The following is a 15,412-nucleotide window of genomic DNA, read 5'->3' on the forward strand; positions in this document are numbered from 1 at the left end:
GCCCCGGCGGGTCCCGCCGGGGCGGCCGCGTGCGCTACGGGCACCGGTCAGGCGCTGGCGGCGTACCTCCGGGAGACGTCCTCGCCCGCCAGCAGGGACGCCGGGGCCTTCTCCAGGGTCACCATGCTCAGCCGGGAGGAGATCCGCTCGGTGGCCACGGGGGTGTAGCCGAGCCTGCGGTAGAGGCGGATGTTGCCCTCGCTGCGGTGGCCGGTGAACAGCCGGTAGCGCCGGGCGGACCGCTCCTCCGCCAGCCGCTCCTCGACCGCCGACAGCAGCCTCCTGCCGAGGCCGTGCCGCTGCATGCGGGGGTGGACGATCAGCTTGCCGATCACGGCGGTGCCGTCGTCCTCGACGCTGCCGCGCACCGAGCCGACGACCTCCTCGCCGAGCCGGGCCACGAGCACGCAGCCGCGGGCCAGTTCGGCGCGCAGGTCGTCGAGGGTCTGGGTGAGCGGCTCGATGCCGTAGTCGCCGTACAGCGCGGCCTCGGGCTGGTAGCACAGGTACTGCAGTTTGAGGATCTGCTCGGCGTCGCTGTCCGTCGCCGCAGAGATGGTCACGCTCGTTCCCATGTGCGCACGTCTCCCCATGTCTCGTCGCGTCCGGGCGCACGTGTGGGATGAGGGTCGCGCGTCCGAACTGTCTGCCCTGATGACGCCGGTGGTTTACCGCACCCTTCCCCCTGGTTCGGGGGGCGCAACCTCCGCCGTGAGCATTCTGCGCAGGCAATCGATGCAACGGGAACGCATCGGTCCCAGACTCCCCTGTGAGATTCCCAACTCGCGGGCGACTTCCGGGTAGGTGGGGTCGCGGTGGGACAGCAGGGCGGTGAGGACGGCGGGGCACCGGCCGGGCAGCCGTCCGACCGCCGCGCGCAGGGCCCGCCGGTCCTCGGCGCGCAGGGCGCGGCTCTCGGCGCTGTCGGAACCACCCGGGCCGCCCGGGCCGGCGGCGCTCCCCGTCTCCGGTCCGGCCGCCTCCGGGTCGTACGCCACCTCGCGCCGCGCCCGGCGGCGCGCGGCGCGCACCTCCGCCCGTACGGCCGCCCGCAGCCAGTGGGCCGGGCGGGGCGGCGGTCCGGCGGTGCGGCCGTGCTCCAGCCAGCGCAGCCACACGGCCTGTTCGAGGTCGGCGGGTTCGATGCCGTGGCCCGCCGCCTCCGCGGCGCACTCGGCCGCCAGCAGGGGCAGCAGGGGGCTCAGGGCGGTGAGGGGATCGTCCGGCGTCACGGCTGCCGTGACGGCCCGGAGGGCGGAACGGTTGCGCGGGCCGCGGGTGCGCCACCCGGACGGGTGACCACCCGCGGCCCGCGGGTCCGGGGCGCGGCTCAGCCCCGGCGGAAGTCCTCGGCGGCCAGCAGCGCGGTGTCGGGCTGGTCGGCGAAGATGCCGTCGATGCCGGTCTCGAAGTACGCCCGCAGGGCGCCGAAGGCGTCCCCGTACGCGTCGGGGTCGGTGCCGCGGCGGAAGTCCGCGGGCAGGAACCGGTTCTCGTTGCGCAGGGTGTACGGGTGGAGCAGCAGGCCCCGGGCGTGGGCGTCGCGCACCAGGGTGGTGGGCTCGCCCAGCCGTCCGTCCGCCGTGCGGGGGATGACCAGGTCGAGCGTCGGCCCGATGCCCTGGGCGAAGCCGGAGATCCACCTCAGCCCCTCGGGCGTGACCAGGTCCGCCACGGTGCGCGGGTCGCCGGACTCCGTGAAGTCCCACGGGCGGGAGGAGGCCGAGGAGAGCAGCACCACGCGCGGGGTGTCCACCAGGGAGGCCATCCGCCGCATGCTGGTCGGCTCGAAGGACTGCAGGAACGTCGGCGAGTTCGCGCGGTGCCGGCCGTACCGGCGCAGCAGCACGGCCAGCCGCTCCTCCAGGCCGAGGCCCAGCTTGCGGAAGTGGCTGGGGTGCTTGGTCTCGACGTGCAGCCAGACCGGGCGTCCGCGCCGGCGGCCCTCGCGCTCGGCCCAGCGCAGCACGTCCTCGAAGGAGGGGATCGTCCAGCGGCCGTCGTAGAGGGTGTTGTCCGGACGGGTTCCGGGGATGCGCTCGGTGGCTCGCAGCGTCTTGAGCTCGGCGAGGGTGAAGTCCTCGGTGAACCAGCCGGTGAACCGCGTGCCGTCCACCGTCTTGGTGGTCCTGCGGTCGGCGAACTCCGGGTGGTCGGCCACGTCCGTGGTGCCGGTGATGTCGTTCTCGTGGCGGCAGACGAGATGGCCGTCCCGGGTGGGGACGAGGTCCTGCTCGATGACGTCGGCGCCCATGTCGAGGGCGAGTTGGTACGCACCCAGGGTGTGCTCGGGCCGGTAGCCGCTCGCGCCGCGGTGGGCGATGACGGTGGGCGTCGGCAGGGCCGTGCGCCCCCGGCCCGCGCCGCTCCCCTTCCCGTCGGCGGCCGCCGCGGCGGCGGCCGGTCCCAGCGCCACCGCTCCCGCGCCCAGCACCGCCGCGCCCAGCACGGTTCTGCGGTCCGGCCTCTGCGCCTGTCCCATGGGGACTCCTCTCACCTTTTACGCGCCTGTCTCTGTCCCGCACCTGACAAGCAACGGAACCCGCGCATGGTAGGTGTGCGTCGCTTCACACCGGGAGACCGCGTGCGAAACATGGCGTGAACGGCTGACAAATCGCACCATCACGGGGTATCCGTGGGACGAACCCGGCGCGCGCCCGCCGGAGCCCGGCGAGTACCGTACTCACCTGCGCGGGTGCGCGCGCTGAACCGTCACGACCGGAGGGCACGTTGTCCCGTTTCCTGCTCATCAAGGCGCTGCTCGGCCCGCTCCTGCGCGTGCTGTTCCGTCCGCAGGTCGAGGGAGCGGAGCGGATTCCCGGCAGCGGCCCGGTGATCCTGGCCGGCAACCACCTGACGTTCATCGACTCGATGATCCTCCCGATCGTCGTCGACCGGCAGGTCTTCTTCATCGGCAAGGACGAGTACGTCACCGGCAGGAGCCTCAAGGGCCGTCTGATGGCGTGGTTCTTCACCGGCGTCGGCATGATCCCCGTGGACCGCGACGGCGGGCGCGGCGGCGTCGCGGCGCTGATGACCGGCCGCCGGGTGCTGGAGGAGGGCAACGTCTTCGGCATCTACCCGGAGGGCACCCGCTCCCCCGACGGCCGCCTGTACCGGGGCCGCACCGGCATCGCCCGGCTGACGCTGATGACCGGCGCGCCGGTGGTCCCGTTCGCGATGATCGGCACCGACCGCGTGCAGCCGGGCGGCAGCGGCCTGCCCCGGATCGGGCGGGACCGCCGGATCGCCGTCCGCTTCGGCGAGCCGCTGGACTTCTCGCGCTACGACGGCATGGACCGCGACCGCTACGTGCTGCGGGCCGTGACGGACGAGGTGATGAGCCACGTGATGCGGCTGTCGGGCCAGGAGTACGTGGACATGTACGCCACCAAGGCCAAGGCGGCCTGAGCCCCGCCCGGTCCACCGGATGCCCGGCACCGCCCACGGCGGCACCGGGCATCCGTCGCGTTCCCGGGCCCCTCGGCGCGGAACCCGGGGGAACCGGCATCCGCGTCAGCGCCCCCGCTCCCCGGCCGGCGTGGCGGCGGCTCCCTCGGGGACGCCGTGCGCGAGGACCAGTTTGAGCAGCAGCACCACGGGCAGCCAGGCCATCCCGCCGGGTGCGGTGACCAGCGGCGCGACCATGGCGCCCAGGCCGACGACGCCCAGCGCCACCGGACGCCGCCGGGGTTCGCGCACCCGCGCCACCAGCACGGAGCCGGCCAGCGCCCAGAGGTACCACAGGGGTCCCCACCACCAGGACCCGCCGTCGAAGGCGAGGCCGGCGGCGACCGGCTGGACGTGCGCGGCGGTGAAGCCCACCGGATGGTGCAGGAAGCGCCCCGCGGCCCCCGTTCCCGGGGGCGGCGGCGAGTGGTAGAAGCGCTTGGCCGTGTCCAGCCCGTTGGCGACCACACCGCCCGCCAGGTCCCACACGAGCAGCAGGCCCAGCAGCCACTGCCACCAGGCCCAGCCCTCGTCCCGGCCGTACACCGCGAGGACGGCGCACCCGGCCGCCGCCGCGGCGTGGGCCAGACCCTTCTCCACCGGTGTCGCGCCCGTGCCGAAGAACCAGTCCGGTCTGCCCGTCACCCCGGACTCCCCCATCCCGTCCTCCCCTTCCGTCGTCCCCCCTCGTCGCTTCCGCCGACGGGTGCGCCCAGGCTCGCGGCCCCGCGAACGGATGTCCAGGGGAGCACCCACTCCCGCGGGTGACCGCGTCCTGCCCGGCGCCTCCGGGTTCACCCCTCCCGGCGGCATGCCCCGGCGCGGAGCGGTCGATGCTCCCCAGGACCGTGACGGAACCTGGAGGAACACGTGCCGCGCTCGCCGATGAACCACCGCTGGACCCTGCGCGGGGCCGTCCGCCTGCTCGGCGGCGCCCCGCGGAACGTCCCGCCGGACGGCGGGGGAGGGACGGGGGAGGAACCGCGGCTCACCCCCGCCGAGGCGCTGCGGCTGCTGCGCGAGGGCAACGGCCGCCGGTCCGGACGGGGGGCGGGGAACGCGGGGGGAGCGGGCGGCGGGCGCTCCGCCGCCCGCCGCCCGATCGCCGCCGTCCTGGCCTGCGTGGACTGCCCGGTGCCGCCGGAGGCGCTGTTCGGCCAGGAGCCCGGCGCGCTGCTGGTGATCCGCACCGCCGCGCACACCCTGGACGCGACGGTCGAGGGCAGCGTCGAGTACGGACCGGTGGAGCTGGGCGTACCGCTGGTGGTCGTGCTGGGCCACGAGCGCTGCGGTGCGGTGGCCGCGGCGCTGGAGTCCCGTACGGCGGGCACCCGGCCGCCGGCCCATCTGGCCGTCGCCGCCGCCCGGTTGGCGGCGGCCTGCCGGGACGGCGCGGAGGCGCCGGGCGACGCGGTGGAGAACACCGTCCGCGCGCAGACGGACCGGGTCGTCGCACGGCTGCGCGACGACCCGGTCCTGCTGCCGCTGCTGCGGCGGGGCGACCTGGAGGTGGTCGGGGCCCACTGCCGGCCGGACTCCGGCGTGGTGGAGTTCCCCGGCGCCCCCTGACCTTCCGGCCCCCGCCCTCTGGTCCCCGATCCCCGGCGGGGTCAGCCCGCGGTGTCCTGGCGGGCCTCCTCGGCCCACGCCCGCTGCCGGGCCAGGTCCTCCTTGACCTCGGCGAGCTGGACGGCGACGGCCGAGGGCGCGGTCCCGCCGCGCCCGTCGCGCGCGGCCAGGGCGCCGGGCACGCTCAGCACGGTGCGGACCTCGGGGGTCAGGTGCGGGGAGATCTCCGCGAACCGCTCGTCGGTCAGCTCGTCCAGCTCGATCCCGGCGGCCTCGCAGACCTTGACGCACTCCCCCGCGATCTCGTGCGCGTCCCGGAACGGCACGCCCCGCTTCACCAGCCACTCGGCGACGTCGGTGGCCAGGGAGAAGCCGGCCGGGGCCAGTTCGGCCATCCGCTCGCGGTTGACGGTGAGGGTGGCCATCATCCCGGTGAACGCCGGGAGGAGGATCTCCAGTTGGTCGCAGGAGTCGAAGACCGGCTCCTTGTCCTCCTGCAGGTCGCGGTTGTACGCCAGCGGCAGCGCCTTGAGGGTGGCCAGCAGTCCGGTGAGGTTGCCGATGAGCCGGCCGGACTTGCCGCGCGCCAGCTCGGCGATGTCCGGGTTCTTCTTCTGCGGCATGATCGACGAACCGGTGGAGAAGGCGTCGTGGAGGGTGACGAAGGAGAACTCCTTCGTGTTCCAGATGATGACCTCCTCGGCGATCCGGGAGAGGTCCACGCCGATCATGGCGGTGATGAAGGCGAACTCGGCGGCGAAGTCGCGCGAGGCGGTGCCGTCGATGGAGTTGGCGGCCGAACCGTGCTCGAAGCCGAGGTCGGCGGCGACGGCCTGCGGGTCCAGGCCGAGCGAGGATCCGGCCAGCGCCCCCGACCCGTAGGGCGAGACGGCGGTGCGCTCGTCCCACTGCCGCAGCCGCTCGGCGTCCCGGGACAGCGCCTGGACGTGGGCGAGGACGTGGTGGGCGAACAGGACCGGCTGGGCGTGCTGGAGGTGGGTGCGGCCGGGCATCGCCACGTCGGGGTGGGCCTCGGCGAGGGAGACCAGGGCCTCGTTCAGGTCGGCGAGCAGCCCGCCGATGATCCGGGCGTGGTCGCGCAGGTACATCCGGAACAGCGTGGCGACCTGGTCGTTGCGGGAGCGTCCGGCGCGCAGCTTGCCGCCCAGCTCCGGACCGAGGCGCTCCAGCAGACCGCGCTCCAGGGCGGTGTGGACGTCCTCGTCGGCGACGGTGCCGGTGAAGGTGCCGTCGGCGACGTCGGCCGCCAGGCGGTCGAGGCCGGCGAGCATCTTCTCCAGCTCGTCGGCGGTCAGCAGACCGGCCCGGTGGAGCACCCGGGCGTGGGCGCGCGACCCGGCGATGTCGTAGGGCGCCAGCCGCCAGTCGAAGTGGACGGAGGCCGAGAGGGCGGCCAGGGCCTCGGCCGGTCCGTCGGCGAACCGGCCGCCCCACAGCCGTACGTCACCGCCTGCGGCGGGGGGCTGGGTCTGCGGGCCGTTGGTCATCGGTGCTCCTCGTGCGCGTACCGGTCGGGCTGGGCGTTCTTCAACGTGCTGGACGTGCTGGACGTGTTGGACGGGGCGGGGCGGGAAAAGCCGGGAGAGGCCGGGGAACCAGCGCGCCTCCCCCACCACAGGGCGGAGGAGGCGGGCGGTGTGCGCTGTGCGGCTGCCGCGGGGGCGGGTTACTGCGCGAGGTCCCGCTTGGCGGCGATCTTGCTGCTCATGCCGAAGATCTCGATGAAGCCCCTGGACATCGACTGGTCGAAGGTGTCGCCGGTGTCGTACGTGGCCAGGTTGAAGTCGTACAGCGACTTCTGGGAGCGCCGGCCGGTGACGACGGCCCGGCCGCCGTGCAGGGTCATCCGGATGTCGCCGGAGACGTGCTCGCTGGCCTCGTCGACGAAGCCGTCCAGGGCCCGCTTGAGCGGGGAGAACCACAGGCCGTCGTAGACCAGCTCGGACCAGCGCTGCTCGACCTGCCGCTTGTAGCGGGCCAGCTCGCGCTCGACGGTGACGTTCTCCAGCTCCTGGTGGGCGGTGATCAGCGCGATGGCGCCCGGCGCCTCGTAGACCTCGCGGGACTTGATCCCCACCAGGCGGTCCTCGACCATGTCGATCCGGCCGACGCCCTGGGCCCCGGCCCGCTCGTTGAGCTGCTGGATGGCCTGCAGGACGGTGACGGGCCTGCCGTCGAGGGCGACGGGGACGCCCTTCTCGAAGGTGATGACCACCTCGTCGGCCTCGCGCGGGGTGGCCGGGTTCTGGGTGTAGTCGTAGACGTCCTCGATCGGCGCGTTCCAGATGTCCTCCAGGAAGCCGGTCTCCACGGCCCGCCCGAAGACGTTCTGGTCGATGGAGTACGGCGACTTCTTGGTGGTGGCGATCGGCAGGCCCTTGTCCTCGGCGAAGGCGATGGCCTTGTCACGCGTCATGGCGTAGTCCCGGACCGGCGCGATGCACTTCAGCTCGGGGGCGAGGGAGGAGATGCCCGCCTCGAACCGCACCTGGTCGTTGCCCTTGCCGGTGCAGCCGTGGGCGACGGTGGTGGCGCCGTGCTTCCTGGCGGCGGCCACCAGGTGCTTGACGATGGTCGGCCGGGAGAGGGCGGAGACCAGCGGGTAGCGGTCCATGTAGAGCGCGTTCGCCTTGATCGCGGGGAGGCAGTACTCCTCGGCGAACTCGTCCTTGGCGTCGGCGACCTCGGCCTCGACGGCACCGCAGGCGAGCGCGCGCTTGCGGATGACGTCCAGGTCCTCTCCGCCCTGGCCGACGTCGACGGCGACGGCGATGACCTCGGCGCCCGTCTCCTCGGCGATCCAGCCGATGCAGACGGAGGTGTCCAGGCCACCGGAGTAGGCGAGTACGACGCGCTCGGTCACGGGGGGCTCCTTACGATGCATGCGGTGACTGGTATAAGTATGCACTCCACCGTATGGTTCGTCAACGAGCGCCCTCCCGGCCGGGGAAACAGCAGGTCAGCGGTCCGGCGGCAGCGGTTCCCGCCCCCCTCCGCCACCGCCAGCCGTCCGCGGGGCCGGCCTCCTCGTACACGCGGCGCGCCCGCGCCCCGAACCGCCCGCCCCCGGCTCCCGGGGCCCCCGGCTCCGGGCCGTGCCGGAAACGGCGGCGGCGCACGCGGTCGCCGGGGGATGATGCCGCCGTGGGAAAGACATACGAACGCATCGACGGACGGCTGCGGGACTTCATCGAGGCGCAGCCCGTCTTCTTCACCGCCACCGCGCCGCTGTCCGGCGACGGCACGGTCAACCTCTCCCCCAAGGGACTGAGCGGCTCCTTCGCCGTCCTCGACGAGCGCACCGTCGCCTACCTCGACTTCGCCGGCTCCAACGCCGAGACGGTCGCCCATCTGCGGGAGAACGGCCGGATCACCCTGATGTGGTGCGCCTTCTGCGGACCGCCCACCATCGTGCGCGTCCACGGCCGGGGGGAACCCGTCTTCCGCGACGACCCGCGCTGGAAGGAGCTGATCGGCCGCTTCCCGGACATCGACCCCTCACGGCACGGCCTGCGCGCGATCATCGTCGTCACCGCCGAGCTGATCCGCGACACCTGCGGCTACGCCGTGCCCCTGATGACCTACGAGGGCGACCGCCCGCTGCACGGCTCGCGCTTCGAGCGCGAGACGGACGAGTCGCTCGACGCCTACTTCCACCGGAAGGAGCACGTCGCCACCAGCATCGACGGCCTCCCCGGCCTGCCGCTGCCCCTGCCGCCCACCCCCGTGTGACCGTCTGACGGAACGTCCTTGCGGGAGCGCCCGGGGAGGGGGTTCCATCGGGCGGTGCGAACCGAACACATCAACAGCGCCGTGCCGACGATCACCCGTCTGTCGGCCGCAGGACTCCTCGCCGCCGGCCGGAGCCTGGCCGACCTGGTCTGCGACGCCGTCGAGGGCGGCTCCTCGATCGGCTTCCTCGCCCCGCTCGACCCGGCCGAGGCCGCGGCCTGGTGGGAGGGCCTGGCGCCCGAGGTGGCCGGGGGCCGGACCGCGGTGTGGGCCGCCCGGGACGGCGACCGGATCCTGGGGACCGTGCAGCTCCGGTTCGGCGGCATGCCCAACGGCCGCCACCGCGCCGAGGTCGCCAAGCTCATCGTGCACCGGGACGCCCGGGGCCGGGGGCTCGGCCGGCGGCTGCTGGAGACGGCCGAACGGGAGGCGGCGGCCTCGGGGATCTCCCTGCTGGTCCTGGACACCCAGACCGGCAGCCCGGCCGAGCGCCTGTACCGCTCGGCCGGGTGGACCGAGGCCGGCACCATCCCGGACTACGCCGCCGACACCGAGGGCGTGCTGCGGCCCACGACGCTCTTCCACAAGAAACCGCTCTGAACCGGCGGGCGGCGGGGGCCGGGCGGCCGCGCGCCCGGCCCCGCCGGCCGCCGGGTGGTTCCGCGCGGCGGGCGCCGCTAGCGTGGCGACGGGTTCGATCATGGCGGTCACCGAGACCGGCGGGCCCACCGCGACCCCGCGACCACCGGCGAGCGACCTTCCGAGGAGACCCCATGCTCAGCACCCCTCTCGGCGACGGCGCCGAACTGCACCCGCTGGAGCCGTGGCAGGCCGCGGAGCTGGCCGCGTACACCGACCGGGTGCGCGACCACCTGACGCCCTGGCTGCCGTGGGCGCACGCCGTCACCGACACCGAGTCGGCCCGGGCCTTCCTCCAGCGCTACGCCGACCGGCAGGCCGCCGACGAGGGCCGGATCTACGGCATCCGGCTCGACGGCGAGCTGGTGGGCGGCATGCTCTTCCGGCTGTTCAGCCCGTCCGAGGGCTCCTGCGAGCTGGGCGCCTGGCTGGCGCCCGGGGCGCAAGGCCGCGGGCTGGTCACCACCGCCGCCCGCCGCATGATCGACTGGGCGGTCGGCGTACGCGGCCTGGAGCGGGTGGAGTGGCTGGTCTCCCCCGACAACGGCCCCAGCATCGCGGTGGCCGAACGGCTGGGCATGACGTACGAGGGCACCCTGCGCAGCGTGTTCTCCATGGGCGGCCGCCGCCACGACCTCCAGGTGTGGGCGCTGCTGGCGGACGAGTGGAGGGCCGGGGCCGGGCGGGACGCGCGCGGCTGACCGGGACGGCCGACGGGAGCGGCGCGGGCCCCCTCCTCCCCGGTGGGGCTAGTGGGCGTTCTTCTGCGCCAGCCGCAGCAGGTGGTCGGCCAGGGCCTGGCCGCCGGTGGGGTGGCGGCTGATCAGCAGCAGGGTGTCGTCGCCCGCGATGGTCCCGATGATGTCGTGCACCTCCGCCTGGTCGATGGCCGAGGCGAGGAACTGGGCCGCGCCGGGCGGGGTGCGCAGCACCACCAGATTGGCCGACGCCTCGGCGGAGATGAGCAGTTCGCCCGCCAGCCGCGCCATCCTCGCCTCGCTCGCGGACTCCCCCAGCGGAGCCCGGGGCGTGCGGTCGCCGCCCTCGCCGGGGACGGCGTAGATCAGTTCGCCCCCGGTGTTGCGGATCTTCACCGCGCCCAGTTCGTCGAGGTCCCGGCTGAGCGTCGCCTGGGTGACGCTCAGCCCGTCGTCGGCGAGGAGCTTGGCGAGCTGGCTCTGGGAGCGGACCGGCTCGCGGTTCAGGATCTCCACGATCCGGCGGTGCCGTGCCGTACGCGTGTGGGGTACGGCCGGCCCCCCGTGGTTGCTGCCCTGCGCCTCGGTCATCGTCTCGTCAGTCTCCGGCTCATCGGGTCCCGTCAACGGTGTCGAGGACGGCGGGGAGCGAGCGGACCAGCGCGTCCACCTCGGCCTCGCTGATGATCAGCGGCGGGGCGAGCCGGACGACGTCCGGAAGGGCCGCGTTCACCAGGAAACCCGCCTCCTGGGCAGCCTTCTGCACCTGGGGTGCGACGGGTTCGGTCAGTACGATACCGAGCAGCAGTCCGGCGCCGCGGACCTGGTCGACCAGCGGGTGTCCCAGCGCCCAGACGGCGTCGCGCAGCCGGCCGCCGACCCGCTTGACGTGGTCCAGGAGGCCCTCGGAGGCGATGGTGTCCAGGACGGCGAGCGCCGCCGCGCAGGAGACCGGGTTGCCGCCGAAGGTGGAGCCGTGGTGGCCCGGCTCCAGCAGCGCCGCCGCCTCGTCGAAGGCGACCGTGGCGCCGATGGGCAGCCCGGCGCCCAGTCCCTTGGCGAGGGTGACGACGTCGGGCCGCACCCCCTGCGCCTGGCAGGCGAACCAGTGGCCGGTGCGCCCGATGCCCGTCTGGACCTCGTCGAGCACCAGCAGGGTGCCGGTGGCGGCGGTGATCTCGCGGGCGGCGGCCAGGTAGCCCTCGGGCGGGACGGTGACGCCGTTCTCCCCTTGGATCGGCTCGACGATCACCAGGGCCGTCTCCTCGGTGACGGCCGCCCGCAGCGCGTCGGCGTCGCCGTAGGGGACGTGGGTGACCTCGCCGGGCAGCGGCAGGAAGGGGTCGCGCTTGGCGGGCTGCCCGGTCAGCGCGAGGGCGCCCATGGTGCGGCCGTGGAAGCCGCCGGCGGTGGCGACCATGTGCCGGCGGCCGGTCCTGCGGCCGATCTTGAAGGCGGCCTCGACGGCCTCCGCGCCGGAGTTGGAGAAGTAGACGCGTCCGGGCCGGCCGAAGAGCTGGAGCAGCCGCTCGGCCAGGGCGACCGGGGGTTCGGCGATGAAGAGGTTGGAGACGTGGCCGAGGGTGGCGATCTGGTCGGAGACGGCGCGGACGACCGCCGGGTGGCCGGTGCCGAGCGAGTTGACGGCGATGCCGCCGACGAAGTCCAGGTACTCCTTGCCGTCGGCGTCCCACAGCCGGGCGCCCTCGCCGTGGGTGATCGGGACGCGCGGGGTGCCGTAGTTGTCCATCAGCGCGCCCCGCCAGCGCCGGGTGAGGTCGGCGTTGCGGGACGCGTCGACCGGATCGGTGCCGCTGGTGCCGCTCATGCCCGCTCCTCCTCGTCCGGCACGACCATGGTTCCGATTCCCTCGTCGGTGAAGATCTCCAGCAGGATGGAGTGCTGGACGCGTCCGTCGATGACGCGGGCGGTGTTGACGCCGTTGCGCACGGCGTGGAGGCAGCCCTCCATCTTGGGCACCATGCCGCTGGCCAGGTCCGGCAGCAGCTTCTCCAGCTCGCTCGCGGTCAGGCGGCTGATCACGTCGTCGCTGTTGGGCCAGTCCTCGTAGAGCCCCTCGACGTCGGTGAGGACCATCAGCGTCTCGGCGCCCAGGGCGGCGGCGAGGGCCGCGGCGGCGGTGTCGGCGTTGATGTTGTAGACCCCGTTCGCGCCGCCGTCGTCGGCGCTGCGGGCGATGGAGGAGATCACCGGGATGCGGCCGTCGTCGAGCAGCGCCTGGACGGCGCCCGCGTCGACCTCGGTGATCTCGCCGACCCGGCCGATGTCCACCCGCTCGCCGTCGATGTGCGCGTAGCGCTTGGTGGCGGTCAGGGTGTGCGCGTCCTCGCCGGTCATGCCGACGGCCAGGGGGCCGTGCCGGTTGAGCAGGCCGACCAGCTCGCGCTGCACCTGGCCGGCCAGCACCATCCGTACGACGTCCATCGCCTCGTCGGTGGTGACCCGCAGCCCGGCCTTGAACTCGCTGGCCAGGCCCAGCCTGTCCAGGTGGGCGCTGATCTGCGGGCCGCCGCCGTGGACGACGACCGGCTTGAGGCCCGCGTGCCGCAGGAAGACCACGTCCTGGGCGAAGGCGGCCTTGAGGTCCTCGTCGACCATGGCGTTGCCGCCGAACTTGATGACGACGGTCCTGCCGTGGTGGCGGGTCAGCCAGGGCAGGGCCTCGATGAGGATCTGGGCCTTGGGCAGGGCGGTGTGCCTACGTGTGCTCATGAGGAGTAAGCGCTGTTCTCGTGGACGTAGTCGGCGGTGAGGTCGTTGGTCCAGACGACGGCGGACTCGGCGCCCGCGGCCAGGTCGGCGGTGATGCGGACCTCGCGGTAGCGCATGTCCACCAGCTCGCGGTCCTCGCCGACCGACCCGTTGCGGCAGACCCACACGCCGTTGATGGCGACGTTCAGGCGGTCGGGCTCGAAGACCGCGGAGGTGGTGCCGATGGCGGAGAGCACCCGGCCCCAGTTGGGGTCCTCGCCGTGGACGGCGCACTTGAGGAGGTTGTTGCGGGCGATGGAGCGGCCGACCTCGACGGCGTCGTCCTCGCTCGCCGCGTTCACGACCTCGATGCGGATGTCCTTGGAGGCGCCCTCGGCGTCCCGGACGAGCTGCTGGGCCAGGTCGTCGCAGACGGTCCGCACGGCCTCGGCGAACTCCCCCGCCTCCGGGGTGATCCCCGAGGCCCCGGAGGCCAGCAGCAGCACGGTGTCGTTGGTGGACATGCAGCCGTCGGAGTCGACGCGGTCGAAGGTGGTGCGGGTCGCCTCGCGCAGGGCCGTGTCCAGGCCGGGGGCGTCCACGTCGGCGTCGGTGGTGAGGACGACGAGCATGGTGGCCAGTCCGGGGGCGAGCATGCCCGCGCCCTTGGCCATGCCGCCCACGACCCAGCCCTCGCCCTCGGCGACGGCGGTCTTGTGCACGGTGTCGGTGGTCTTGATGGCGATGGCGGCCCTGTCCCCGCCGTGCGGGGAGAGCTCCTTGGCCGCGGCCTCGATGCCCGGCAGCAGCCTGTCCATCGGCAGCCGGAGGCCGATGAGGCCGGTGGAGCAGACGGCCACCTCGCCGGCGCTGTGGCCGAGGACCTCGGCGGCCTTCTCGGCGGTGGCGTGGGTGTCCTGGAAGCCGAGCGGCCCGGTGCAGGCGTTGGCGCCGCCGGAGTTGAGGACGACCGCCGAGACCTGCCCGCCCCTGAGGACCTGCTCGGACCAGAGCACGGGGGCGGCCTTGACGCGGTTCGAGGTGAACACGCCGGCGGCGGCCAGGCGGGGCCCGGTGTTGACGACCAGGGCCAGGTCGGGGTTGCCGTTCTCCTTGATCCCGGCGGCGATGCCCGCCGCCGTGAATCCCTTCGCCGCGGTCACGCTCACAGCGTCTCTCCGTTCTCTTCTCCGCCCGCGCGGCAACAAGGCGCAGGCATCGTCGTCATCAGCGGACCGGCAGCCGCGCGTGCGCCGCTCACGGCGTCTCTCCGTTCTCTTCTCCGCCCGCGCGGCAACAAGGCACGGGCATCGTCGTCATCAGCGGACCGGCAGCCGCGCGTGCGCCGCTCACGGGGCGACCCCGGTGACGGGGAGCCCGGTCTCCTCGGGGATGCCGAGGGCGATGTTCATGCTCTGCACCGCGCCGCCCGCGGTGCCCTTGGTCAGGTTGTCGATGGCGCTGACGGCGACGACGCGGTCCGCCGCCTCGTCGTACGCGACCTGGACCAGCGCGGCGTTGGAGCCGTACACGGCGGCGGTCGACGGCCACTGCCCCTCGGGCAGCAGGTGGACGAACGGCTCGGCGGCCAGCGCCTTGTCGTACGCCTCGCGCAGCCGGCCGGCGGTCAGGCCGGGCCGGGCCTTGGCGGTGCAGGTGGCCAGGATCCCCCGGGACATCGGGGCGAGGGTCGGGGTGAAGGAGACGGTGACCGGCTCGTCCGCGACGGCCGAGAGGTTCTGGGCCATCTCCGGGGTGTGCCGGTGGACGCCGCCGACGCCGTAGGGGCTCATCGAGCCCATCACCTCGCTGCCCAGCAGGTGGGGCTTGGGCGCCTTGCCCGCGCCCGAGGTGCCGGTGGCGGCGACCACCACCACGTCGGGCTCGGCCAGCGAGGCCGCGAACGCCGGGAAGAGCGCGAGCGTCACGGCCGTCGGATAGCAGCCGGGGACCGCGATGCGCCGGGACCCCGTCAGCGCGTCGCGTGCCCCCGGCAGCTCGGGGAGGCCGTACGGCCAGGTGCCGGCGTGCGGCGTGCCGTAGAAGCGCTCCCAGTCCCCCGAGTCCCTCAGGCGGAAGTCGGCGCCGCAGTCGACGACCAGCACCTCGTCGCCGAGCTGCTCGGCGACGGCCGCGGACTGGCCGTGCGGCAGGGCGAGGAAGACCACGTCGTGGCCGGTCAGCGCCTCCGCCGTGGTGACCTCCAGGACGCGCTCGGCCAGGGGCTGCAGGTGCGGCTGGAGCGCGCCCAGCCGCTGCCCGGCGTTGGAGTTGCCCGTCAGCGCCCCGATCTCGACCTCGGGGTGTCCGGCCAGCAGGCGCAGGATCTCGCCCCCCGCGTAGCCGCTCGCTCCCGCCACTGCCGCTCGCACCGCCATCGATTCCCTCCTCGTCGACAGCATGACTATACGTAGCTCGGCAGTTTTATGCAATGGAGTTCTGCGGCGGCGCGGAGGGCCGCGGGGCGGGGCGCACGGTCGCGGGACGCCCCCCGCACCCCGCCCGCCGTCCCGTGCGGCCGTGCCGGAAGCCGGAAAGACGTCCGGCCCGCCGTCCGGTCCCGGTCCGCCGGCTCACCGGTGACGGGCGGA

The 15,412-nt window shown here is 74.0% G+C and carries 16 protein-coding genes; 5 read left to right on the plus strand and 11 right to left on the minus strand.

What is annotated here, in order from left to right:
- Positions 1–47: 47 nt before the first annotated feature.
- The 3 genes from QC029_RS28855 to QC029_RS28865 form a co-directional block, all read right to left on the minus strand.
- Complete coding sequence (locus QC029_RS28855) at positions 48–575, minus strand: GNAT family N-acetyltransferase (protein ID WP_279558779.1); 528 nt, start codon at positions 573–575, stop codon at positions 48–50.
- Positions 576–668: 93 nt separating this feature from the next.
- A complete protein-coding gene (locus tag QC029_RS28860; protein WP_279558780.1) occupies positions 669–1,232 on the minus strand; it encodes a sigma-70 family RNA polymerase sigma factor in 564 nt (187 codons plus the stop codon).
- Between the two features lie 98 nt (positions 1,233–1,330).
- Positions 1,331–2,482, minus strand: a complete 1,152-nt coding sequence (locus QC029_RS28865) for a glycerophosphodiester phosphodiesterase (protein WP_279558781.1) — start codon at positions 2,480–2,482, stop codon at positions 1,331–1,333.
- A 248-nt stretch (positions 2,483–2,730) separates the two neighbouring features.
- Between QC029_RS28865 and QC029_RS28870 the strand changes: the two genes are divergently transcribed.
- On the plus strand, positions 2,731–3,411 hold the full coding sequence (locus tag QC029_RS28870) for a 1-acyl-sn-glycerol-3-phosphate acyltransferase (RefSeq protein WP_279558782.1): 681 nt from the start codon (positions 2,731–2,733) through the stop codon (positions 3,409–3,411).
- A gap of 105 nt (positions 3,412–3,516) precedes the next feature.
- Here the strand turns inward: QC029_RS28870 and QC029_RS28875 are convergent, their stop codons facing one another.
- The gene (locus QC029_RS28875; RefSeq protein ID WP_279558783.1) at positions 3,517–4,095 is read right to left on the minus strand and encodes a hypothetical protein; all 579 of its coding nucleotides are present in this window, start codon (positions 4,093–4,095) and stop codon (positions 3,517–3,519) included.
- Between the two features lie 225 nt (positions 4,096–4,320).
- Here QC029_RS28875 and QC029_RS28880 point away from each other — a divergent pair, with 225 nt between their 5' ends.
- On the plus strand, positions 4,321–5,019 hold the full coding sequence (locus QC029_RS28880; RefSeq protein WP_279558784.1) for a carbonic anhydrase: 699 nt from the start codon (positions 4,321–4,323) through the stop codon (positions 5,017–5,019).
- Positions 5,020–5,060: 41 nt separating this feature from the next.
- Here the strand turns inward: QC029_RS28880 and argH are convergent, their stop codons facing one another.
- Together argH and QC029_RS28890 are read right to left on the minus strand one after the other, a co-directional pair.
- Entirely contained in the window at positions 5,061–6,527 is a 1,467-nt protein-coding gene (argH, locus tag QC029_RS28885) for an argininosuccinate lyase (protein WP_279558785.1), read from the minus strand.
- Positions 6,528–6,706: 179 nt separating this feature from the next.
- The gene (locus QC029_RS28890; RefSeq protein WP_279558786.1) at positions 6,707–7,903 is read right to left on the minus strand and encodes an argininosuccinate synthase; all 1,197 of its coding nucleotides are present in this window, start codon (positions 7,901–7,903) and stop codon (positions 6,707–6,709) included.
- Positions 7,904–8,184: 281 nt separating this feature from the next.
- Between QC029_RS28890 and QC029_RS28895 the strand changes: the two genes are divergently transcribed.
- From QC029_RS28895 to QC029_RS28905, 3 genes are all read left to right on the plus strand, one after another.
- The gene (locus QC029_RS28895) at positions 8,185–8,772 is read left to right on the plus strand and encodes a pyridoxamine 5'-phosphate oxidase family protein (RefSeq protein ID WP_279558787.1); all 588 of its coding nucleotides are present in this window, start codon (positions 8,185–8,187) and stop codon (positions 8,770–8,772) included.
- 90 nt (positions 8,773–8,862) lie between these two features.
- Entirely contained in the window at positions 8,863–9,372 is a 510-nt protein-coding gene (locus tag QC029_RS28900) for a GNAT family N-acetyltransferase (protein WP_279558794.1), read from the plus strand.
- A 173-nt stretch (positions 9,373–9,545) separates the two neighbouring features.
- Complete coding sequence (locus tag QC029_RS28905) at positions 9,546–10,112, plus strand: GNAT family N-acetyltransferase (protein ID WP_279558788.1); 567 nt, start codon at positions 9,546–9,548, stop codon at positions 10,110–10,112.
- Between the two features lie 48 nt (positions 10,113–10,160).
- Here the strand turns inward: QC029_RS28905 and QC029_RS28910 are convergent, their stop codons facing one another.
- The 5 genes from QC029_RS28910 to argC all read right to left on the minus strand — a co-directional run bounded on the left by QC029_RS28910 (position 10,161) and on the right by argC (position 15,199).
- Entirely contained in the window at positions 10,161–10,700 is a 540-nt protein-coding gene (locus QC029_RS28910) for an arginine repressor (protein ID WP_279558789.1), read from the minus strand.
- Positions 10,701–10,719: 19 nt separating this feature from the next.
- Positions 10,720–11,937: an acetylornithine transaminase gene (locus QC029_RS28915; protein ID WP_279558790.1), complete on the minus strand. Its 1,218-nt coding sequence runs from the start codon at positions 11,935–11,937 to the stop codon at positions 10,720–10,722.
- A complete protein-coding gene (argB, locus tag QC029_RS28920) occupies positions 11,934–12,842 on the minus strand; it encodes an acetylglutamate kinase (protein WP_279558791.1) in 909 nt (302 codons plus the stop codon). Before argB ends, QC029_RS28915 begins: the two co-directional genes overlap by 4 nt.
- Entirely contained in the window at positions 12,839–13,990 is a 1,152-nt protein-coding gene (gene argJ / locus QC029_RS28925) for a bifunctional glutamate N-acetyltransferase/amino-acid acetyltransferase ArgJ (protein ID WP_279558792.1), read from the minus strand. The genes argB and argJ overlap by 4 nt, the downstream gene beginning before the upstream one ends.
- A 180-nt stretch (positions 13,991–14,170) precedes the next feature.
- The gene (gene argC, locus QC029_RS28930; RefSeq protein ID WP_279558793.1) at positions 14,171–15,199 is read right to left on the minus strand and encodes an N-acetyl-gamma-glutamyl-phosphate reductase; all 1,029 of its coding nucleotides are present in this window, start codon (positions 15,197–15,199) and stop codon (positions 14,171–14,173) included.
- Positions 15,200–15,412 lie beyond the last annotated feature (213 nt).

Origin of the sequence: Streptomyces sp. DH37 (assembly GCF_029813835.1) — a bacterium.
In the GTDB taxonomy this organism is placed as follows: Bacteria; Actinomycetota; Actinomycetes; order Streptomycetales; family Streptomycetaceae; genus Streptomyces.

Excerpts from the sequence above, each read along its gene's own strand:
- QC029_RS28855 (WP_279558779.1), bottom strand. The coding sequence starts at position 575 with ATGGGAACGAGCGTGACCATCTCTGCGGCGACGGACAGCGACGCCGAG.
- QC029_RS28865 (WP_279558781.1), bottom strand. The coding sequence starts at position 2,482 with ATGGGACAGGCGCAGAGGCCGGACCGCAGAACCGTGCTGGGCGCGGCG.
- argH (WP_279558785.1), bottom strand. The coding sequence starts at position 6,527 with ATGACCAACGGCCCGCAGACCCAGCCCCCCGCCGCAGGCGGTGACGTA.
- QC029_RS28905 (WP_279558788.1), top strand. The coding sequence starts at position 9,546 with ATGCTCAGCACCCCTCTCGGCGACGGCGCCGAACTGCACCCGCTGGAG.
- QC029_RS28910 (WP_279558789.1), bottom strand. The coding sequence starts at position 10,700 with ATGACCGAGGCGCAGGGCAGCAACCACGGGGGGCCGGCCGTACCCCAC.
- QC029_RS28915 (WP_279558790.1), bottom strand. The coding sequence starts at position 11,937 with ATGAGCGGCACCAGCGGCACCGATCCGGTCGACGCGTCCCGCAACGCC.
- argB (WP_279558791.1), bottom strand. The coding sequence starts at position 12,842 with ATGAGCACACGTAGGCACACCGCCCTGCCCAAGGCCCAGATCCTCATC.
- argC (WP_279558793.1), bottom strand. The coding sequence starts at position 15,199 with ATGGCGGTGCGAGCGGCAGTGGCGGGAGCGAGCGGCTACGCGGGGGGC.